The sequence below is a fragment of the Nostoc sp. genome (assembly GCF_036917755.1).
Classification (GTDB): Bacteria; Cyanobacteriota; Cyanobacteriia; order Cyanobacteriales; family Nostocaceae; genus Nostoc.
This window is the reverse complement of the sequence record NZ_JBALFC010000068.1, coordinates 104,595-125,382: the sequence shown is the minus strand read 5'-3', so window position 1 is coordinate 125,382 and position 20,788 is coordinate 104,595. Positions and strand designations below refer to the sequence as shown.

Annotated in this window: 19 protein-coding genes; 7 read left to right on the top strand and 12 right to left on the bottom strand. The window is 42.1% G+C overall.

What is annotated here, in order from left to right:
* Positions 1 to 296: 296 nt before the first annotated feature.
* The 3 genes from V7L05_RS16465 to V7L05_RS16455 are packed head-to-tail and all read left to right on the top strand — an operon-like array spanning position 297 to position 2,693.
* Positions 297 to 1,373, top strand: a complete 1,077-nt coding sequence (locus V7L05_RS16465) for a glycoside hydrolase family 10 protein (protein ID WP_335165506.1) — start codon at positions 297 to 299, stop codon at positions 1,371 to 1,373.
* Positions 1,374 to 1,421: 48 nt separating this feature from the next.
* Complete coding sequence (locus tag V7L05_RS16460) at positions 1,422 to 2,276, top strand: FAD-binding domain-containing protein (RefSeq protein ID WP_335165504.1); 855 nt, start codon at positions 1,422 to 1,424, stop codon at positions 2,274 to 2,276.
* A 3-nt stretch (positions 2,277 to 2,279) separates the two neighbouring features.
* Positions 2,280 to 2,693 carry a hypothetical protein gene (locus tag V7L05_RS16455; RefSeq protein ID WP_335165502.1) on the top strand — a complete coding sequence of 138 codons (414 nt, stop codon included), beginning with the start codon at positions 2,280 to 2,282 and terminating at the stop codon, positions 2,691 to 2,693.
* Between the two features lie 251 nt (positions 2,694 to 2,944).
* On the opposite strand, the gene V7L05_RS16450 is transcribed toward V7L05_RS16455, so the two are convergent.
* From V7L05_RS16450 to V7L05_RS16415, 8 genes are all read right to left on the bottom strand, one after another.
* Entirely contained in the window at positions 2,945 to 3,631 is a 687-nt protein-coding gene (locus tag V7L05_RS16450; protein ID WP_335165501.1) for a DUF6875 domain-containing protein, read from the bottom strand.
* 735 nt (positions 3,632 to 4,366) lie between these two features.
* On the bottom strand, positions 4,367 to 5,731 hold the full coding sequence (gene miaB, locus V7L05_RS16445) for a tRNA (N6-isopentenyl adenosine(37)-C2)-methylthiotransferase MiaB (protein ID WP_335165499.1): 1,365 nt from the start codon (positions 5,729 to 5,731) through the stop codon (positions 4,367 to 4,369).
* 72 nt (positions 5,732 to 5,803) lie between these two features.
* Complete coding sequence (locus tag V7L05_RS16440) at positions 5,804 to 6,385, bottom strand: Uma2 family endonuclease (protein ID WP_335165497.1); 582 nt, start codon at positions 6,383 to 6,385, stop codon at positions 5,804 to 5,806.
* Between the two features lie 128 nt (positions 6,386 to 6,513).
* Positions 6,514 to 7,950: a carotenoid oxygenase family protein gene (locus V7L05_RS16435; protein WP_335165495.1), complete on the bottom strand. Its 1,437-nt coding sequence runs from the start codon at positions 7,948 to 7,950 to the stop codon at positions 6,514 to 6,516.
* A gap of 388 nt (positions 7,951 to 8,338) precedes the next feature.
* Entirely contained in the window at positions 8,339 to 8,554 is a 216-nt protein-coding gene (locus tag V7L05_RS16430) for a type II toxin-antitoxin system HicA family toxin (protein WP_335165625.1), read from the bottom strand.
* A gap of 28 nt (positions 8,555 to 8,582) precedes the next feature.
* The gene (locus V7L05_RS16425; RefSeq protein WP_335165494.1) at positions 8,583 to 8,822 is read right to left on the bottom strand and encodes a type II toxin-antitoxin system HicB family antitoxin; all 240 of its coding nucleotides are present in this window, start codon (positions 8,820 to 8,822) and stop codon (positions 8,583 to 8,585) included.
* A 41-nt stretch (positions 8,823 to 8,863) separates the two neighbouring features.
* Positions 8,864 to 11,374: an NACHT domain-containing protein gene (locus V7L05_RS16420; RefSeq protein ID WP_335165492.1), complete on the bottom strand. Its 2,511-nt coding sequence runs from the start codon at positions 11,372 to 11,374 to the stop codon at positions 8,864 to 8,866.
* Positions 11,371 to 12,582 carry a S8 family peptidase gene (locus tag V7L05_RS16415; RefSeq protein WP_335165490.1) on the bottom strand — a complete coding sequence of 404 codons (1,212 nt, stop codon included), beginning with the start codon at positions 12,580 to 12,582 and terminating at the stop codon, positions 11,371 to 11,373. The genes V7L05_RS16420 and V7L05_RS16415 overlap by 4 nt, the downstream gene beginning before the upstream one ends.
* 168 nt (positions 12,583 to 12,750) lie before the next feature.
* On the opposite strand from V7L05_RS16415, the gene V7L05_RS16410 reads away from it, so the two are divergent.
* Complete coding sequence (locus V7L05_RS16410) at positions 12,751 to 13,518, top strand: thioesterase II family protein (RefSeq protein WP_335165489.1); 768 nt, start codon at positions 12,751 to 12,753, stop codon at positions 13,516 to 13,518.
* Positions 13,519 to 13,590: 72 nt separating this feature from the next.
* Here the strand turns inward: V7L05_RS16410 and V7L05_RS16405 are convergent, their stop codons facing one another.
* Positions 13,591 to 13,998 (bottom strand): ExbD/TolR family protein, encoded by a 408-nt coding sequence (locus V7L05_RS16405; RefSeq protein ID WP_335165487.1) that lies wholly within the window; start codon positions 13,996 to 13,998, stop codon positions 13,591 to 13,593.
* The gene (locus V7L05_RS16400; protein WP_335165486.1) at positions 13,985 to 14,653 is read right to left on the bottom strand and encodes a MotA/TolQ/ExbB proton channel family protein; all 669 of its coding nucleotides are present in this window, start codon (positions 14,651 to 14,653) and stop codon (positions 13,985 to 13,987) included. Before V7L05_RS16400 ends, V7L05_RS16405 begins: the two co-directional genes overlap by 14 nt.
* Positions 14,654 to 15,357: 704 nt before the next feature.
* Here V7L05_RS16400 and V7L05_RS16395 point away from each other — a divergent pair.
* The 3 genes from V7L05_RS16395 (at position 15,358) to V7L05_RS16385 (ending at position 18,911) form a co-directional block, all read left to right on the top strand.
* A complete protein-coding gene (locus V7L05_RS16395) occupies positions 15,358 to 16,812 on the top strand; it encodes a TonB family protein (protein WP_335165484.1) in 1,455 nt (484 codons plus the stop codon).
* A gap of 811 nt (positions 16,813 to 17,623) precedes the next feature.
* The gene (locus V7L05_RS16390; protein WP_335165482.1) at positions 17,624 to 17,869 is read left to right on the top strand and encodes a hypothetical protein; all 246 of its coding nucleotides are present in this window, start codon (positions 17,624 to 17,626) and stop codon (positions 17,867 to 17,869) included.
* A gap of 10 nt (positions 17,870 to 17,879) precedes the next feature.
* A complete protein-coding gene (locus V7L05_RS16385; protein ID WP_335165480.1) occupies positions 17,880 to 18,911 on the top strand; it encodes a hypothetical protein in 1,032 nt (343 codons plus the stop codon).
* Here the strand turns inward: V7L05_RS16385 and V7L05_RS16380 are convergent.
* Together V7L05_RS16380 and ilvA are read right to left on the bottom strand one after the other, a co-directional pair.
* Positions 18,894 to 19,052, bottom strand: a complete 159-nt coding sequence (locus V7L05_RS16380) for a histidine kinase (RefSeq protein ID WP_335165478.1) — start codon at positions 19,050 to 19,052, stop codon at positions 18,894 to 18,896. The two genes, V7L05_RS16385 and V7L05_RS16380, sit on opposite strands and share 18 nt — an antisense overlap.
* Positions 19,053 to 19,059: 7 nt before the next feature.
* Complete coding sequence (gene ilvA / locus V7L05_RS16375) at positions 19,060 to 20,571, bottom strand: threonine ammonia-lyase, biosynthetic (protein WP_335165624.1); 1,512 nt, start codon at positions 20,569 to 20,571, stop codon at positions 19,060 to 19,062.
* Positions 20,572 to 20,788 lie beyond the last annotated feature (217 nt).

Sequence of the window (20,788 nt, the reverse complement as noted above, 5' to 3'; positions counted from 1 at the left end):
TCTCCTAAATTAATTTCCATGTCTATCCTGCGGCTCTCTCTCTATCATTATTATGGTTTTCTGACGCAGGACTAAATCATACTCACCTTCGGTGCGCCTACGGCGACCGCAAAATCCTTAACGGCACTTTTTTTGTGTTTGCTACTCAAACCTATAAAATAACAATAATTATTTAATTTTTTCAACTTCTTCAGCAACATCTCAAAATGTTTAAATTCTTCAGAATCAAACGCGGATTAATATTACTGGTTTCTTCTTTAATTATAACTATTTTGGTCATATTAGGAACAAGTAAAATGAGTACAGCCGCCCAAACACATGAAGTGCGGGGTGTGTGGCTTACTAATGTTGATAGTCAGGTACTTTTTTCATCTCAAAATCTCAAAAATGCTTTAAATCGTCTCGCTAAATTAAATTTTAATACTATTTATCCTACAGTTTGGAATGGTGGTTATACACTTTATCCTAGTAGTGTAGCTCAAAAAGTATTAGGTCAATCTATCGAGCCAATTCCTGAATTAAAAGATAGAGATATTCTTCAAGAAGTTATTAAAGAAGGACATAAAAAAGGTTTAACTGTGATTCCTTGGTTTGAATATGGGTTTATGACTCCCATAGATTCCGAATTAGCTAAACGACATCCTCATTGGTTAACTAATCGTTATGATGGTACTAAAGTTGATAGTGATAATCAAGCTTGGCTTAATCCTTTTCATCCAGAAGTACAGCAGTTTATGATTGATTTAATCATGGAAGCTGTAGCTAGATATGATCTCGATGGAATTCAATTAGATGATCATTTTAGCTTACCTTCTGAGTTTGGTTATGATGATTATACTGTAGCAATGTACACGAAAGAATTAAAGGGTTTAATTCCTTCTAAGGATTTTTATGAAACTTTCTGGGTGCGTTGGCGTGCTGATAAAATTAATGAATTTATGAAACATTTATCGGCTCAAATTAAAGCTGTTAAACCAGATTGTATAATTTCTATTTCTCCTAATCCTTTACATTTTTCTTTACCTGCTTATTTACAAGATTGGTTTACCTGGGAAAGACGAGAATATATTTCCGAAATAGTTTTACAAGTATATCGTTCCGATTTAGCTCGTTTTCTGACAGAATTAGAAAGAGCAGAAGTTGATTTAGCTAAAACTCATTTACCAGTTTCTATTGGCATTTTAAGCGGTTTAAAATCTAGTTCATTACCGATTAATCAAATTAAATTGCAAGTTGAAGAAGTACGCCAACATGGTTTAGCCGGAGTCTCATTCTTTTTCTATGAAAGCCTCTGGAATTGGTCAGACGAAGCCCCTATTGTACGAGAAAAAGTTATTCAAAGAATGTTTCCTAATTCTGTATCTCGCGGATAAGTACCTAAGCCAAATTCATGATATCTATCCTCACTCTTCAAAGTTTACATGACTAAAGATATGCAACGCCAATTTACCAACCGCGATGAGTTGGTAGCCTACCTCCGCGAACAATTCCCAGATGTAGCAGAACGCGATGACCACATCAGCGAAACTCTGGGAGGACGAAAAGCGGCACAAAAAGCACTGCAAAAAATCGACCCAATACTCTACGCGCAAACACGTAATTTTTTCACAGGTGCAGTCACGCGCCTTTCGCCTTATATCCGCTATGGCGTTTTGAGTTTGCGAGAAATTCGAGATTATGTCCTTGACCGGGTACAGCACCAAGACGATGCTACTAAACTAATTAACGAGTTAGGCTGGCGCGACTACTGGCAACGGTTGTATGTGAAGTTAGGGGATGGAATCTGGAAAGACCAGGAAGAGTACAAAACTGGTTATTCTGTGGGCGAATATGCACCCGAATTGCCGCAAGATATCAGACAAGGAACCACAGGTAGAGTTTGCATCGACAGTTTTAGCGGTGATTTAAGAGAAACTGGCTATCTACATAACCATGCACGGATGTGGCTAGCGGCTTACATTGTCCATTGGCGGCGTATTCGTTGGCAAGTAGGAGCTAAGTGGTTTCTCGAACACCTTTTAGATGGAGATCCTGCTAGTAATAATATGTCATGGCAGTGGGTTGCCAGCACCTTTAGTCATAAACCGTATTTTTTCAACCGTGAAAACTTAGAACGCTACACCAAAAGCGTTTATTGCCAGAAATGTCCCCTTTACGGTCATTGTGATTTTGAAGGCAGCTATGAAGAATTAGAACAGCGACTTTTTCCTCAAGGGGAATTTAGCAAACAAGCCAATAGCCAAAGTTGGCAGCATGGGAAGAAAGGTAAAAAATGAAAAATGAATAAACCAATTGTTTGGGTGCATGGAGATTGCCTCAGTCCATACAACCCCGGACTGCAAAAATACCCAAATGCCCCGGCTATCTGGGTTTGGGACGAGGCTTTGATAGAGGAATGGCAACTGAGTCTCAAACGTCTCGCTTTCATCTACGAATGCTTGCTAGAGTTACCCGTTGTTATCCGCCGTGGCGATGTGGCACAAGAAATTTTAGCTTTTGCGAAAGAACATGATGCGAATTTAGTTGTCACAGCTAACAGTCCCAGCCCCCGGTTTGATGATATCTGCAATCAAATGGAGCGATCGCTAACAGTAAAAGTGCTAGAGGTGGAACCATTTTTTGACTATGATGGCTATATTGACCTGAAGCGGTTCTCGCGCTATTGGAAAGTGGCTCAAAATTATCTTAGATAGCTCAATTGTGAAATTATAATGTCTGGCGATCGCTTCTTCTACTAAAGTTTGGTGGCGATCGTCAAAAGGATACGAACAAGTTGAGCAATTAGTTGAGCTTGCCCATACTTACGGTATTCCCCTACTTTACCACGATGATGATTGTGAAGTAAAGGTGGCAGCGATCGCTAAGGTAAAGGAGTTGTTTCATCGCCTCAACCTGCCGGAACGTTTATGGCAACTATCTCCCACCACCTTTTTTTGATATTTATTTATATACAATAACTCACCAAATTTTCGCCTTTAAGTTGTTCTTTTGCTAAAGCCAATGCCTGATGAGCATTTTTAAACTTTGTTTCATCTGTAAATTTATTACCAAAACACTTTAAATAAGCTTCCAGATACCGAATACGTAAGCGGGGATCAGCCGGACTCTCAAGAAAGGGGAGGTCAAGTTCAACCATAAACCGGATAGCCAACAAGGGGATAGGGCTACGAAGTGGACGAAAGTCTGGGTTGTGCAGACCAGGACTTTCATTACGTTTATGAAATTCTCCGATCATCAGTCCTGACTCAACAAACAAAGGTTTAAGTTTTTGTTGGACACTATCGATTAGTTTAGAAGCTTCTTCTATATGGATGTCAGGAAAGATAAGTAAAAAAGCTCTATTGATTGCTAATTCCTGCTTTTTAACTTCCATCCCAAGGAAGATATCTCGGTAGCCTCCAACAATCTCTTCTACTTGTTCTGGATACAAATCTTTGGCGCGAATAACTGCCAGATGAATACTGTTTGACTTGAGAGAGTAAGGTACAAAAGGGCAAACTGCGCCGGGTCTTCCTAAATTAGGATGAGGTCTTCCTAAAAAATTTTTCACCCACTCTATAGTTTCAATTAAGTAAGGAAGGTCTTCGTGTTGTTGGAGTTGTTCGATTTCAAGAGTTGTATAGAGTTGCATGAGCTTGAGTGAAATGGAATAATTGTTTAATTCGGAATCGAAAATTAGTTTCACAATATTATGTACCGGAAACTAATTATTATCTAAGTAAACAAAACAAGCCTTGATTTTTTTATTTTTGGTTTATCTGTGGCTTGTAGCAGATAAAAATGCTCTAGCATTTTTGTGAATTTAAAGAAATTTACACCAAGAAATAGACAAACATATTTTCGCACCAAGCGACTTATGTTTATTTATTTTTGGCATTCTAACTAGAATGCATATGTATTATCCAGCAGATGCTCCTACTTTTTTTTTACACTATTAAGTTTCTAATATTTTTAACAAATATATTATAAAGCTTATGTGTAAATAGTTATTTTTACTGTAAACTTTTAGTATTGCTTTAACAGCAACTACAGGTTTACTATCAAGTTCGTATAGTTTTCTCTAGGTAAAGTTTATATTGTATATTTATTTTTACTGTAAAAATTTAGCATTGCTTTAACAATAGCTACAGCTTGACTATCAAGCTAGTATAATTGAATCTAGGTAAATTATCTTAACCCCCCCATCCTTAAAATCTCAGTTTTGCGTTGCTTTCTCGCCCTGCAATAAATTGCGGCCTAATAGCTAAAGTACATTGAAACGCACTGAAATTAAAGGAATTAAGATCGATTGGGGCTGAGGGGTTAGACCCCCGATCAATTCGCCAACAGTCTCATTATATTCGCCCAATACTTTTAAAGCATTTTCTTAGACACACAAGGCTTGTTTGACTTCAACTGGTTCACCCGTCAGACTGAAAGGACGAACTTCGGTAATTTTTACCCTGACTAACTGCCCTTGCAATTCTTTGATGTCGCCACTGAAGAATGTCAGACGATTACCGCCAGTGCGTCCCATCACCTGGGTTTGATCTTTGGGATTTTGGTCTTCTACTAAAACGGATTCAATGCGTCCGAAGTAACGTTGCGATCGCTCGGCGACTTTCAAGTTTACTAAATGATTGAGCCGTTGCAGGCGATCGCTTTTAATTTCTTCACTTAGCTGATTGTCCCAGAAAGCGGCTGGTGTCCCTGGACGGGGTGAATATGCTGCTGTATTCAACATATCAAAGCCAATATCTTCCACCAGTTTCAGGGTATTTTCAAACTGTGCTTCTGTCTCACCAGGAAAACCGACAATTGCATCAGCGCTAATCGAAGCATCTGGCATATACCGCCGAATGGTATCGATAATCCGGCGATATTTCTCATGGGTATAACCCCGCGCCATCGCTTTTAAAAGTTCATTATCCCCAGATTGAAAGGGAATGTGGAAGTGTTCGCAGACTTTGGGCAATTCAGCGCAAGCCTTAATTAATCTCTCTGTAAAATAACGGGGATGACTAGTAGCAAATCTTAACCTTTCAATCCCCGGCACATCATGCACATAATAAAGTAAATCTGTGAAGTTGTGCAGATGCCGACCTTCTGGCGTTGTTCCTGGCAAATCTCTGCCGTAAGCGTCAATATTTTGACCGAGTAGAGTAACTTCTTTGTAACCTTGGCGTCCTAATTCTTCCATTTCAGCCCGGATAGCTGACGGCGTTCGAGATTGTTCGACACCGCGCACATTGGGAACGACGCAATAGGTGCAGCGTTCGTTACAGCCGTAAATTATATTTACCCAAGCTGTGACTTTACTATCCCGTCGCGGTTGGGTGATATCTTCAATAATATGAACTGAGTCGGTTGCCACAACTTGGTTGCCGTCAAACACTGACTCCAGCAAATCTTTCAGACGGTTGGCGTGTTGTGGCCCCATTACCAAGTCTAATTCTGGGACTCGTCGCAATAGCGCTTCCCCTTCCTGCTGGGCAACACAACCAGCAACGATCAGGGTTAAATCAGGCTGCTCATGCTTGCGCTTCGCCTGTCTGCCAAGGTAGGAATATACCTTTTGTTCAGCATTATCCCGAATTGTACAGGTATTGTAGAGAATCACATCTGCATTATTCGGATCTTCGCACGACTCAAAGCCCATGTCTTCCAAAACGCCAGCCATGCGTTCTGAGTCAGCTTTATTCATCTGACAACCGAAGGTAGTGATGTGGTAGTGACGTTTAGAAGTGGTCATGGGCAATTCTGCTTAATCAGCGTAATGTTGTATATAATGTTTATTTCTATTCTATAACGAATTAGAGTGTGGTTATTCTTTAGCTTCAAAGTCAACTTTATCATAAATATCTGATAGAGAGATTTGAAATTGAATAGAAGATAGGATTAGAATATTCTTCTCTTCTTCATACTCTGAGAAAATCCATTTATTTTCGTCAGTTTTAGAATATTGTTCTACATGATTTTTGTACTGATCAATCAGAACATATTCCTGAAAACTGGGGATGGTGCGATAAGCGGCAAATTTTTCATCTCTATCATAGCTTCTGGTAGATTTGGATAACACTTCACAAATCACTAAGGGATTCGTAATTGTATCTGTACGTCCCTCAGAAAATTCTAATGATCCTGCAACAACCATGACATCAGGATATGTATGAATTCGCTTTTTAGGAATCCATAGACGTTGGTTAGCAACGAATACTCGATAAGATTGTCGCTTCAAAGAAAAATTCAGGGTTGCACTTAGATTAAGAGCTATTTGATTATGATTTGGTGTTCCACCTGTCATGGGTATAATTTGACCATCTATATACTCATGACGATACTCGGAAATGACTTCTAGTTCTAGGTATTCTGTGGGAGAATAATGGCGTTTTTCTTGTAATTGCATAGGGCAAGATTTTTTGGGATTTTTGATTTTGCATTGACCAGATGCGATTAATTACGTCTGGTCAATAGGGTTGTTTTTTTAACGCAAAGGAACGCTGAGGGAAGCGCAGAGGTAACGCTGAGGGGTTTTTAGGCTGGGTTCCAAGTGCCGTGGAAGCTGTGGGGGATGACGCTGGGTAATCCTAGTTTGCAAATGGGTTCGGCATCCAGGCGATCGCTATCAAATACCCAAATTTCGCTACTATGAGAATTACCATCGTAGACAACGGTTAGCACCCAACCTTGTTCAGGGTTTTGGCTGTCTTGGGCGTGGATGGGTTCTGAAGGATAGCGATTTTCTCCTAAGTCTGCTTCGGTGAGGGTTTGGGTTTTGTAGTCGAAGCGGGCGATCGCACCAAGCAATTCTTTACCTGTATCCGTTCCTTGGGGCATTAATGATATATAAGTATATCGCCAAGGTTGCCCAACTTGCGATCGCTGCACTACGGGAAACTCACACCTGCGGTTGATAACTTCTTGCGTTGCTGTCACTTTAGCTGTTTGGGGATTGAGACGCACTTGCCATAATCTTCCTGTTTCAACTGTGTGTGTCTCACCAGTTGGGATTTCTCTGAGATATTCATTAGTTTGTTGAAAATCTGAATATCGCACCACGTCCAGAATCACAGAACCGTCTTCATCTTCATAGCCATTGCCAAAATGCCAATTAAACCAGGGATCGGTTTCGCCACGACTAACTAAGGATAAGTTTTCGCGGTCAAAGATTAACACCTGGGTTCCTAACTGAGGTTCCCACAAAAAAGATTCACTAAAGGTAGTCAGACCTAACATAACTGGCAGCATTTTCAACCGCATCGGTGGCATGAAAAACACCAGATACCTTTGAGTTAAAACAAAATCATGTATTATTGAGTAGCGATCTAGTTTAAAAGCAGCTTTTTGGATAATTTTGCCAGTGCGATCACTTTTGTAGAGATTCAGTTCTACAGAACTTCCCATACTGACTCCAAAGTTAAAAATCTCGCCTGTGTCTGCATCGCGCTTATAATGAGCAGAATAAGGTAATCCATTGTCCAAAGCACCTAAATCATCTAATCCCTTCGTTTCTAAAGTTTCCAAGTCAAGGGCATAGGGATTGGTTGCTTCCCATAAAGCCAACAGTTTATCAGGTAAAGCCAACACTGAGGTATTCGCTGCATTCTTGATCTTTTGTCCCCAGCGCTTCCAGATCGGCCCTGGGGTGTGCATACCATAAACACCATAGAGGAACCTATCTACTTTAGTTTCAGCTTGATATTCTGCTGTTTGCACATAGCGATAGACTCCTGTGACTCCTGCATCAGTGAAATGGACGCCGAGAATTGCTCCATCTCCATCAAACCAGTGTCCCACACGATTGTCACCGCGTTCTAGCCGTCCGGGGCCATTGCGGTAAAGTGTGCCACGCAAGCCATCTGGGATTTTGCCAGAGATCATTGGCAATTGCGTAGAGGGAAATTCTTTTGCCGGTTCTGCGATCGCACCTGCCCAGGCTTTTGTTGTTGACTTTTTCTCAATGGTATGCATATCAAATTTTTGCTTGATTAATTATTGATGTACACAGTTTCATTCTGACATTTTCATCTTTGTTGGAATTTTTTAACAAAGCCTCTAGCTGTAGATATGTAAAGGTTTTGACATGATATTACTCGTTAATCTATGATGAAGAGGGAAAACAACAGCCTTTGCATTCATAACCACAGAATTTAGTGTGGTAACAACAACAATTTGTGTGATAACCACATCTGATGCATTAATAAGTACATTTTAAGTGTAGTAACGACAACTTTAATTTTTCTAATGATATAGGACTTACGCAAAATATCTCTCAAACTCTGATTTTTCCATGTCCTCTGCGGTTCGTTATTCCGTAACTAGTGCGTAAGTCCTATGATAGTTTTTGGTGTGTTAACAACTAAAGATTTTCCAGAAACTCCTCAACAGAGACTCTAGCTTGATTCAAAATACTCTTTAGTGTTCCAACAGCTATAGTTTTACGATGTAATGGCACAACACAACCCACCTCAATGACTTTCTGTCCTTCACCTTCCTCTACAAGTTGTTTTTTCAAAATTACATGACTGCCACGTTGTCGTACTTGAACAAAACCTAAGCGTTCCAGAACACCAATAACTTCAGAAGGTCTAATTCTGGGTAGCTTAGGCAGAAGTTACCTCAAATGTGGTTAGTAAAAGACGAGGTGCTGTTTCAAAAAGCGGGAACTCTTCCAAATACAGTTCCGTTGCTTCCTGCAAATTAGCGATCGCTTCTTCTATCGTCTCTCCTTGGCTAGCGGTTCCCACCTCTGGACATTCAGCTACATAAACATCCTCTTCCCAATGCAAGATTGCTGTAAAGGTTCGAGTTTTTGTATTTTTAGCCTGTTGTAATGAACTCATGGAGCGTTTATCTGGCTATCTTTTGATTTTCCTATTGTTGCTTAACCACCTGGAACCAACAACATCCGCGCCTCGATCGCTTCCCAGGTTTGGGGTAACACCCACAACGCTGCTTGGTTGCACTGGATAATCAGATGATTAGCGTAGAGATAATTTTCCAGTGCTTTTATTTCTTCCTCAGATAAATCGATCATTTCTAGGGTGAGATGGAAAGCTTTGAGTAAGGTTTGTTGCAGGTGTTTAGCAAATGCCAGACGCACTTCCCTTGGCTGTTTCTCATCAGGAATTGTAGCTTTAAGTGCTTCTAGTTGGGCGATCAGCATAGTAAAGTTGACGTTATTGAAGATTTCTGATTTTTTTAGTTCACCAGTATTTTTGATGGCGATGGCGATGGCCTTCGGGTCGGCAATGGCGATGGCGTTGGCAATGTCGATGGCGTTGGCGATGGCGTTGGCGTTAACGATGGCATTGGCGTTGGCATTGGCTATGGCGTTAGCGTAGGTCTTGGTGCTGGCGATGAGGTAGGCGTTGGTGTAGGCGTTGGTATAGGCGCTGGTGATGGCGTTGGCGATGATGATGGCGTTGGTGTAGGCCCTGGTGATCGCAGATGCACGTTTGCGTACAGGTTTCAAATTACCTGCTGATCCAACTGTTACCTGTTCTGCCCAGTTTAATAATGCTTGCAACTTCGGGGTGTTAATATATTTTTGCGCTTTCTTTTCCATCAGCAACAGCAAATTATCTGCACCACCACGCATCAACCCAGCTACCAATAAAAACACCTCATTCCAGGGTTTATCTATCAGGTGTTCAGTAACTAATTTTTCAACTTGACGATGGTCATCAATATACTGTGCTGTTAAATATTCTTGTAGGGTGAGATGAGAAAATGAATAGATATCCCTTGCTCGTTCTACTAAAATACCTTGTTGAATAGCGATCGCATCTAGAACTGCCTCAGCCTCTAAATCCTCTGGTGCATTGTCGTTATTGTGCAGAAACTCTTTAATTTGACTCACAAGTTCTTGGTGAGATAAGAATAGCCGTTGTGATTTAAAGCTATGATATGCAATCTCAGCTAGCATAATTTTCTCTAAATCTATGCCAAGCTGACGATAAATTGGATCGGTTTGAATGCGTTTTTCAGCCGCCCATTTTTTGAGTAATATATCAAGAGCATCACTGTAAAGCGTAGCTCGGTTTTTAGACAAGTCTTGAGATGCGTCATACACTAAACAAAGAAAAGTTAGCAATACAGGAGTTCTAGCTAATTCTTTAGTTAATTCTTCATTTTTGATTAACTCCCAGCACTTGTCAGCAGTTCCGGCTTGTCTATCTACCTCTGATGAAAACCAATTTTGAATAAACTGCTGAATTTGAGCGTCATCAAAATCTGCGATGCCTACGGCGGCAAGCAACGCAATTTCGCTCATCTTCATAAACTGAGATTTATAAGCAGCAGTCCGGCAAGATATAATAAACCGATTATCTTTGTGTTGCTCAACAAAGCTTTGAATTTGCCTAATTAATAAATCGGTGTTTACGGTTAGGACTTCATCCAAACCATCAAGCAAAATTAATAACTTCCCTTGTTGTAAGGCTTTGGTAGTAAATTCTGCGTCAAATGGTAACTGATACAACCGCATTTCTTGCCTGATAGCTTCTTCAATATTAATTTCTCTATCAGTCAATAGTTGTAATTCAATGAAAACCGGAATACATTCATGTTGTAATTCACCAGATTTGCCCTTGAGTGCTTCTAATCCTATCTTCCGCAAAAATGTAGACTTACCTGCACCTGCTGCCCCAAGTACCATCAGATATTGCTTCTGATTGGCAACTTTAATGCCCTCTTGCCTATCAGGATCTTCAAGCTGAAATCCGTGTTTTCCAGCTTCGGAGAAAAGATTGTGTAAAATTTCAATTGATTCAAATCGCCAAATATCACTTGGCTGCAAACATTGCACAGCTATGTAGATTGAATCCAAATCTACAGACTGTTGCATCCCCAATATTTGCAACTTGTTATGGCGCTTGTGGTAGTTAATAATATATTGCTCAGATGCTTGATAAATTAATTTTGTGGTTTTCTCATCTAAAGGGCGGTCAAGTATGTTTATATAAATGTCAGCAAAATGTTTAACCGTTGCATCTGGTGCAACTTCTGGTAGTGCAATCAGCTGATCTAAAGTGACATGGTTAACTCCAGATAGTGCTAATGAGCGCAAAATCGCATCAGCCGAACCTTCTACAACCACAACGCGGCTGAGTCCACCTCCAACAGGTTTCAAAGAAAGTTGCTGGAGTTCTTCGATAGTATCACCCAGCACTTCGGCAACTTGGCTTTTGCGCTGATCAATTAATGCCTGTCGATAAGCCTCAGATGATGCAAATTGCTGAGGTTCCAGCGATGAATTGCTGGCATTTGAGTTGATTTGATTTTCGTTGCCCAAAGTCATAATTGCCCGAATTACCTCATCCCCCTTAGCCCGCATCAGAACATCTTCAAGGAAGGGGTCGATTTTGGCAATTTGGCTTTCGTTAAGTTTCATAGGGCTGCGGTTACCTGAATTAAACCTTTACCTTGGCGTTCCCTGTCATGTCCTAAATCTTGGCAACTTGTCAGCAGTGCGTCAGTTAAACTCGCTACCGTAATTTGCTTGTTATACTTCTCTAAGATTAACGCTGCTACACCAGAAACGATTGGGGTTGCCATTGAAGTTCCGCTGTCAGCTTTATATCCACCACCCGGAACTGATGAATAAACTTCTTCTCCAGGCGCAACCAAATACGGAACGTTATATAACTGGTTATTGATAGTTATTCTGGCATTGCCACTAAATGAAGCAATTTGACGATTTGAGTTAATAGCACCCACTGAAAGCGAATTCTTACAATTTGCTGGCGCAATATGATTGTTAAATCCATCATTGCCGATGGCGCAAACAGGTAATACCCCCACCGCCAAGAGGGTATCAATTGAAACACTAAGTGCATCTGAATATGTGGGAATGCCAGCTGAGATATTGACAATACTCACGTCCACTCGTTTTCCCAGCCAGTCCAGCCATGAAAACAAGTCTGATAATCTGCCAACACCTTTTGGTATTAATACGCCGTCAATCAGTTTAGTTTCTGGTGCAACGCCAACCTGCTTACCACAAATTAGTCCAGCTACGTGAGTGCCATGACCAGCAGTATCTTGAGAAGGTGTTAACTGGATTTTCTTACTTCTATCATTAAAACTATAAGATTCAGTTACTTTGCCTTGCAATTCTGGGTGGGTTGAGTCGATACCTGTGTCAAGTACAGCAATAGTGATGTTTTTCCCGGTGCCTGTAAATCCATTTTGACGTGCTATGTTGAGAGCGATCGCATCCAAATGCCATAATTCATCTTTGGTAAGTTGATCTTTAGTATCTCTATTTCTTTGTTGTGGCTGAATCAACTCAATCGGCTGATCGGGTAAAATTAAGGCATTGGGAACTTCCCGATGCATCCGTTCAGCCTCTTGTTCAGTCATTTCGACAATACTTGCCCCAGTAATCCCTGAGTAATCTGGGTGCTTTGAAACTTGGCTGGTTTCGTTTTGTGCATCTTCTAACCACTGTTCAATTTCTTGGTGTACTGGATCTTCCCGCCAAAAATTTACAACTTCTGCAACTTGCGCCGGACGGCTTTCGGGTGTAAATTTTCTAGATGCAAGTTTTAGCGATCGCGCTAATGATGTTGCTTTGGGTCGAATAATGTAAACGCTCATCAAAGATTCCTTATTATAAAATAAGCAAGATGTCTGCTTCACGAATACACTATTACATCTTTTACATTTTTCATAGTAGTAAATACCTGCGCTTGTGCGGTCATTTGGTATGATATGAAGCAGCTTCTATAAGCTACAAAAGGTGAAATAGCTAATTCCGGGTCTATTATGATAACTACACCAAACTTAAATTCCTGGGTTATCTGTCCCCAACCAAATCCTCAAGCAAACTTGCGTTTATTCTGCTTCCCCTACGCTGGTGGTAGCGCGGCAATTTTTCGCACATGGCCTAATAATCTACCTAGTAATGTCGAAGTCTGTGCTGTGGAATATCCAGGACGGGGAAGACAGATTAAGTTAGCACCCTTGACGCGATTAGAATCTCTTGTTGAAGCGATCGCTCCAATTCTGATACCATATTTAGACAAACCATTCGCGTTTTTCGGTCACAGTATGGGCGGATTAGTTAGCTTCGAGTTAACCCGTTTACTTCGCTCTCAGTATAGTCTTACTCCCTTTCACCTGTTCATATCTGCTCGTCGCGCCCCGCAAATTCCGTTGACAAAACCACCTCTCCACGTCCTATCAGACCCTGATTTGCAGGACGAGCTATACAGTCTTAACGGTACACCCAAAGCAGTATTAGAGAGCATGGAACTGATGCAGATATTCCTCCCGATTTTGCGGGCAGATTTTGCCGTTCTGGAAACTTATATTTACACTCAAAAACAGCCACTGAAGTGTCCTATTACTGTTTTTGGTGGTTTGCAAGACCAAGAAGTTAGTCATGAGGAACTGCAAGCATGGCGAGAAGAGACGATCGCTACTTTTTCATTACAAATGTTTGACGGCGACCACTTTTTTATTCATTCACACCAACAATTATTATTTAAATTTATATCTCAAGAATTGCAGATGAGTAACCATAGTTGGTAATAGCGATCACACAAAAAAGAGTTAGGAGTCAGAATATAGAATTTTCCTGACTCTCTGAACTAATATTTGTACTTATTGTCTTTGGGTAGCGATCGCTAATTTTGCCCCCTGAACCTGACGAACCCGATCCATCACAGCCACTACCCGACCATAATCAACTTTTTCATCAGCATTAATAATCACCAACACTTCTGGGTTAGAACCAACTAAAGCCCGTACTTGCGCTGTCACATCATCAACTGCAATTGGTTTACGGTTCAGGCTTATCTGTTCTTTTTCATCTACCGTAATCGTAATTTTAGTGGGAACTTGCTGTTGTTTCGCTGTGGTGGCCTTCGGTAAATTTACTGGTAATCCTTCTGAGCGGGTTAAAAACAGTGTTGACATAATAAAAAATGTCAAAAGGGCAAACATTACATCAATCAGAGGTACTACATTTATAAATGGTGGTAAATCTGGTTCATTATCATCTAGATCCATAAGACTTCTCCTGTTGTTCGTGGCGATCAAGTTGGTCATAGCGATCGAGGAACAGTATTTCTAGCTGTCCGCCGTATTCTTGAATCATTGTTATCTGCCGTTGGTATAGTCCCCGGAAGATACTGGCTCCTAAAAGCACAAAGATAGCCACAACCAATCCTGAGGCGGTAGCAACTAAAGCTTCACTAATACCAGCAGTGACTGCACTAGTTTTACTACCTCCGACATCACCAATATTCAGTCCAGCAAATGAGCGAATTAATCCTAAAATTGTGCCGAGAAGTCCCAACAGAGGCGCTAAACCGATAATGGTGTCAAATACAGCTTGAAACCGCTTGAGCATAGGGATTTCTGCTTGCGCCTCGCTTTTCAAAGCCAAACGAAATTTTTCTGGAGTCGGTCTTTCTAGCTGTAGTCCAGCCAGAAAAATGCGTGCTATGGGTAAATCTACATTTTTTTGCAGCTTATCCACAGCACTAACGACATTATCAAGTCGATAAAGATTTAAAACCTCTCGCACCACCCGGTTTTGACGCTGACCAATCTGTATCCAAAACTTCGCCCGCTCAATCATTAGTGCTACTGCCAACACCGAAAACGCTAGCAGGGGCAACATGACCACGCCGCCTGCTTCAAACAAATTCTGAATTCCCATGTAGTGCCTCTAAACTCATCAACAATACAAAATCAGACTACCAGAATCAAGCTAAAAATGAAACTTTTTCTCAATAGAGTTTAAGATACAATGATACTTTTTTCAAATCTACTTATCATTAATTTTATTAAATCTTTTTTTGTTTTACATAAATTAATTTAATTAAGACATAACACAAAAATTAATTTTATCTAGAAATCGTCATAATCAACAAAAATCGGCTATCCCTCCCACCCCTTGAAGGGGTGGGAGGGATAGCCGCCCGCCGATTTAGTCATTAGTCATTAGTCATTGGTCATTGGTACTAATGACCAATGACTAATGACTAATGAGTTCGATTTGCCCCCGGCTTCAAGCCGGGGGATGAGTTAACAGTATTTTTCAAAGATATTTTGATGATTAAGTATCATATTCCCTACCCGAAGAGGATGTTTGAAAAGTCTAATTTATAACTCGCCGAGCAAATATAATTCACGGCTACACGAGACTTTACCCACCTCCGTGGGTTAGAAGACCCTTGATTTTGGATTAGTCCAGGTCGGTGGACTTAGCTTGTGTAGTAGCGTGCCGGAGGCTCTATTCTATTCGCCCAATACTTTTCAAACATCCTCTAACACTGCCCAAAATAATTTTAATTTTTTACTTGATATTTGTAACCTTGCATTCTAAGATAGCTAGGTTAGTGAGAATAGGTAGCAATAGCGATGAGCTTTTCCGGCACTACTGTCGAGCAACGTTCCAAAGAAGTTGAGGCTCTCAAGTCTTTTCTGACTTACAGTCTGATCGGTTCACTGGCGCTGCATATCGGCGTACTGTCCTCAGGCATAAGTAATTATTTGACGAGAGTGTCCACACCAGAAGAAGAACCAATAGAGTTGGCGATCGTGGATTCTCCAACTGCGGAACCAGAAAAACCAATTGCAGAGATTCCAGAAGAAATCAAAAAAGAACCACTTATTGTCCAAAAACAGCCTATAGAAACTCCACCAGTAGAAAAATTTCAGCAGCAAGAAAAGATTACAGCAGTCGCTCAGAAGCCACAGCCGACAAATACGCCGCCAAAAGCGATTACTCCCAAGCCAGAAGTTCCTGTGAAATCTGCACCCATTCCCCGATCGCCTCTATCTGAAGATTCCAAAGCAAGTTCGGCGGGTGGCGGTGGTGGCGGTGGCGGCTCTGGTGTTGGTTTAGGCTCAGGTAGTGGTATTGCTGTAGGTACAAGCAGCGGTACTGGCCCTGGCACAGGAACTGGCACTGGCACTGGCGGTGGCATTGGCAGTGGAACTGGCACTGGAACTGGTAGCGGTACTGGCAGTGGAATTGGTAGTGGCTCTGGTACTGGTACAGGCTCAGGAATTGGCTCTGGCTCTGGCAGTGGTATAGGCAATGGAGTAGGAAACCGTCCGACAGTAGCAACAGCGCCAACAGTGCCAACACCTCCAAAAATTAACAGTTCAGGTAATGGTAATGGTCGTGCAGCCTGCCGCGAATGTAATGCCAAGTATCCAGAGGCAGCAAGACGGCGAGGAGTTGAAGGTAGAGTAGAAGTAGCTGTAGATACTGATGCACAAGGCAATGTTACCAATGTGCGGATTGCTCGCTCCAGTGGAAACCGCGAATTAGATGAAGAAACCGCCAGACAAGCGCGTGAGTGGAAATTAAAACCCGCAGATGGTGGTAGACAAGGGGTATCGATCGCCACTGAATTTGCCATAAAAGGTTCACGGCGATCGCGCCAAGTTCAAGAACGGCAAGCACAAAGACAAGCAGAAGAGAGAACCCAGCAGACAACGGCTGCTAACTCCACAGAGTCAACTCCAAGACGTAGGCGACGAGAGTTGACACCCTCATCTAATGAAGCTAGAGCCACAAGACCAGCAATATCTGGATTTAGTCGGCGACTGGAACCTCAAACAGGGGAAAATACTCCTACAAGGTCATCATCTGGAGCTAGTACAACTCGTACTCAAGGAAGTCCAAGAGAGTCCTTACGCGGTATCCAGCGTGAACGAGCGGTTCCCGATTCATCACAACAGCCGCAAGCAACCAAAAATCAGCGACGGCGAAGAAATAACACCAGTCAAAACAAATTGCGCGAGTCTTTGCGCCGTTTACGCCCACAACCTCAATCACAACCTGCTGCTCCCAGTCAGCAGTAGTCTATCAAGTTGAAATTGATCAGTTCGTAGTGAGTGATTTATCGCTCAACTTTAAGGGCTAAAGCCGCTACGAACTTTCACAACTCATCAAAATTAATCACATGAACATTAGTAGAGGGAAAAAACTTATTGGAATCATGCTTTGATTAGCGATCGCACCGCTTCCTGTTTTTAGGATGCGGTTTTTCTTTGGATAGGAATAGCTTCGTTAAGCATCACCCCTCTTCCCTGATGGTAGAGAGGTTAGGACTGCATTGACACACTCCCCCGTTTACAAAACGAGGGATTCTGGGGTCAAACAATGATTGCAGGTATAATCCGTCTTATATCATCTAGCCCAATGGACTTGTGGCCATGCCCACTGAATTGAATCATACCATGACCGATTAACAATTCAAAATTCAAACATTTTAGACATTTTAGACATTTTCAGACGGGGATTTAAACCCCGACTGAAACTGGCGCTACCTGTATTGTTGGGGTCTTAAACCCTTTGATTTCGATAAATTCGCTTGAGTTGTCAATCAGTGCAAGTGAATAATCCCGGACTTCCCCATCCCCAATCTCTCTAATCAGGGCGATGAAAGTCGCCTGCGGCTAAGAAATGGTAGTAGTGTTTGCTCATCACTAATTATATGCTGAGAGGATAGTCAATAGTTAACCCTCAAGTCGCTCATCTGCACTTTATGCTAGGTGTCAAATTCCCTGATTTGAATAAAACTTCTACATAAACACACACTGATGCAGTTTGATTTGCTTGAATAGCTATATTGATAGGACATTGATCCGACGGCAATTTACAATTCTAATTATGGCAAGTAAATCCATTGATGTTAGGGAATATACTGTCAGGGCGCACAAAAGACAGATTCATACTCGTGTTTTTCAGTTTGTCTGTAAAGAGTGTAACGAACTGACAAAACGCGAGACTTTCGGACCTCGACCCTTATATTGTGAGACATGTCGCCCTCCCCAACCGCCTAAGAAATCCCAGCCAACATCTCACAAAGCAAAACCTAGAGCAATGTCTTACAAAAGTGACATCGATTTAAATTGATTGAAGCCTTATGACTCAAAATGGACAATTAGAACCACCTCCGGGCACCTTTGTCTCACCACTGTTGGAATTACGAGACTATTATGCTCGCCTTACAGAAGAGTATGAACGCCTCTTTGTGCAGGCGCGATCGCAGCTGGATCATGTAGAAGCGTTATTATCTAACTGGTCTTTTTCTGATGCCAACAAACAGATATCAAGACTGACGGCGGCTGATGAAACCTCAAATCTTTCCCAAGAAGGCTTTCTGCGGTTTTTATCACCCCTTGATGACATCGACCAAATCAACTTGGTGAAGTCTGTACAGTCAGAACGAAAAGACAAAGACTTGGTTGGGATAGATAATTCCTTTTCTGCTGCTGTTGATACAAAAGAGAGTCAATTTCTAACTACATCGCTAGATCCAAAGGTATCCACGGAGAACAACGATAGTTCAACGAAGGTGGCAGAAATCCCCATGCTACCTCAATATCAGCACGCTCTCTCGCGCATGGAAGCCATAAAACAGCTATTGCAAGAGCAAAGAGGCACTGTCTGTCATATTGATTTTATCGTGCGATCGCTTTATGGAGAGTTAGATTCCAATCTATTCAAAGTAGTTAAAGGTAGGGTTCAATCTTCCCTCACCCAAGGCAGAGAAAGGAATTACTGGGTAACTATTCCCGATGAGCCAGGTTGTTATACTCTAGATTTAAGTTTGGTAGTCCCAAGTAATGGCAATAATGCTCATCAAAGCATCAAAAACAAAAAGAAGAAACCTTTCGTACCCCTGACAAAAACAGTACCAATGCTCAAATACTTTGAGGGTCTATTCTTAATTGATGCGCTCACCTCTCTGTTAGAACAAAATCCAGGTAAAGTTTTCAGCGTCGCTGAAGTCATCGCCGGAATCTATGGAGAAATAGATTCTCACCAAGTTAGAGAGATCAAAAATAAGGTGCTAAATGAATTATCTAGAGGCCATCGGACAGGCAAATTCTCTAGGGTTCCTAACCAAATTGGCTTCTATACTTGGGACTCGAATCTAATATTGTCTCGGTAAATTGGGCATTGGGCATTGGGCATTGGGCATGGGGCATTGAGCATTGAGCATGGGGCATTGGGCATTGGGCATCGTTATTTTCCTTGTCCTCCTCATCCCCCTCATCCCCCCACTCCCCACTCCCCACTCCCCACTCCCCACTCCCCACCTATCCCAAAAACAGCTTGTATGCCGGATTCTTGTTTTCATCCCAATAGCGATAGCCGAGGTGATCGAGAAAAGCTTGCCACTCTTCCATCTCGTGGGGGGGAACCTGGATACCGACAACGATTCGCCCATAGTCTGCGCCGTTGTTGCGGTAGTGAAAAAGACTAATATTCCAGGCGGGATTCATGGAAGTAACAAACTTCATCAATGCGCCGGGACGTTCGGGAAACTCAAAACGATAAAGCAATTCATTGTGAGCTAGAGGAGAGTGCCCACCTACCATGTGCCGCAGATGTAATTTAGTTAGTTCGTCGTCTGTTAAATCAAGAGTTTCAAATCCTTGAGCTTCAAAGGTTTCTACCATCTTTGCAGCATCGGCACGGTTTTGAATTTGCACTCCGACAAAAATATGGGCTGTTTTTTCATCGGCAATGCGATAATTAAACTCGGTAAGATTACGGTTGCCAATACATTCACAAAACTGGCGAATACTTCCCCGTTCTTCAGGAATTGTAACTGCAAAGATCGCTTCGCGGCGTTCGCCGAACTCTGCCCGTTCTGCCACAAAGCGGAGGCGATCAAAGTTCATGTTTGCACCGCAGGCGATCGCAATTAAGGTTTGTCCCTCGATTTGTTCTCGTTCTACGTAGGCTTTGGCAGCTGCGATCGCTAATGCACCGGCTGGTTCTAAAATCGATCGCGTATCCTCAAACACGTCTTTAATCGCAGCACAAGTAGCGTCTGTATCCACCAGAATGATTTCATCTACATACTGCTGACATAAACGGAAGGTTTCTTCACCTACTTCCCGCACTGCTACACCATCAGCAAATAACCCCACTTGGGACAAGCGCACCCGATGTCCGGCTTTGAGTGATTGAGACATCGCATCAGCATCTACTGGCTCAACGCCAATAATCTTGATTTCGGGACGCAACCGTTTCACATAAGCGCCAATTCCAGAAATTAATCCGCCCCCGCCAATTGCCACAAAAATCGCATGGATGGGTTGCTGATATTGCCGTAAGATTTCCATCCCGATTGTTCCCTGTCCAGCAATCACATGCGGATCATCAAAGGGATGAATAAAGGTCAATCCTTTTTCTAGTTCTAATTCACGGGCATAGCTATAAGCATCGTCGTAGGTGTTTCCATGTAACACGACTGCTCCGCCCCTCATTCTCACCGCGTCTACCTTGACTTGGGGTGTGGTTATTGGCATGACGATAATCGCTTTAGTTCCCAAGCGTTGAGCTGCAAGGGCAACTCCCTGAGCATGGTTTCCCGCAGACGCGGCGATTACACCATGCGCCAATATCTCTGGTGGCAGTTGCACCATCTTATTATAAGCACCTCGCAGTTTAAAGGAAAATACTGACTGCATATCCTCACGTTTCAGCAGGAGTTGATTATTCAGCCGCGCAGACAAATTTGGGGCATACTCCAATGGTGTTTCCTGGGCAACATCATACACACGGGCAGTGAGGATTTGGATCAGGTAGTCGCAAAACATGGGCGTCAAGGTGTTAGCAAATGCTGGATGGAAATTAATTTTACGTTACAAGCGATCGCACTGGTTTTATTTAATTGCATTCTCTCAAAATTTTGAGTGATTGAAGAAGAATTCAGGAGTCAGAATACATTCGTCAGAATCAAGACGTTCGCGGACTCGCTCTCTGTGGCGCTATCAGTGGCGGGTCTGAATCCCCCACGGATTGAAGACCACCATT

Coding starts and splice junctions, on each gene's coding strand:
- V7L05_RS16465 (WP_335165506.1), top strand. CDS start 297: ATGAGTACAGCCGCCCAAACACATGAAGTGCGGGGTGTGTGGCTTACT.
- V7L05_RS16460 (WP_335165504.1), top strand. CDS start 1,422: ATGACTAAAGATATGCAACGCCAATTTACCAACCGCGATGAGTTGGTA.
- V7L05_RS16455 (WP_335165502.1), top strand. CDS start 2,280: ATGAATAAACCAATTGTTTGGGTGCATGGAGATTGCCTCAGTCCATAC.
- V7L05_RS16450 (WP_335165501.1), bottom strand. CDS start 3,631: ATGCAACTCTATACAACTCTTGAAATCGAACAACTCCAACAACACGAA.
- miaB (WP_335165499.1), bottom strand. CDS start 5,731: ATGACCACTTCTAAACGTCACTACCACATCACTACCTTCGGTTGTCAG.
- V7L05_RS16440 (WP_335165497.1), bottom strand. CDS start 6,385: ATGCAATTACAAGAAAAACGCCATTATTCTCCCACAGAATACCTAGAA.
- V7L05_RS16435 (WP_335165495.1), bottom strand. CDS start 7,950: ATGCATACCATTGAGAAAAAGTCAACAACAAAAGCCTGGGCAGGTGCG.
- V7L05_RS16425 (WP_335165494.1), bottom strand. CDS start 8,822: ATGAGTTCATTACAACAGGCTAAAAATACAAAAACTCGAACCTTTACA.
- V7L05_RS16420 (WP_335165492.1), bottom strand. CDS start 11,374: ATGAAACTTAACGAAAGCCAAATTGCCAAAATCGACCCCTTCCTTGAA.
- V7L05_RS16415 (WP_335165490.1), bottom strand. CDS start 12,582: ATGAGCGTTTACATTATTCGACCCAAAGCAACATCATTAGCGCGATCG.
- V7L05_RS16410 (WP_335165489.1), top strand. CDS start 12,751: ATGATAACTACACCAAACTTAAATTCCTGGGTTATCTGTCCCCAACCA.
- V7L05_RS16405 (WP_335165487.1), bottom strand. CDS start 13,998: ATGGATCTAGATGATAATGAACCAGATTTACCACCATTTATAAATGTA.
- V7L05_RS16400 (WP_335165486.1), bottom strand. CDS start 14,653: ATGGGAATTCAGAATTTGTTTGAAGCAGGCGGCGTGGTCATGTTGCCC.
- V7L05_RS16395 (WP_335165484.1), top strand. CDS start 15,358: ATGAGCTTTTCCGGCACTACTGTCGAGCAACGTTCCAAAGAAGTTGAG.
- V7L05_RS16390 (WP_335165482.1), top strand. CDS start 17,624: ATGGCAAGTAAATCCATTGATGTTAGGGAATATACTGTCAGGGCGCAC.
- V7L05_RS16385 (WP_335165480.1), top strand. CDS start 17,880: ATGACTCAAAATGGACAATTAGAACCACCTCCGGGCACCTTTGTCTCA.
- ilvA (WP_335165624.1), bottom strand. CDS start 20,571: ATGTTTTGCGACTACCTGATCCAAATCCTCACTGCCCGTGTGTATGAT.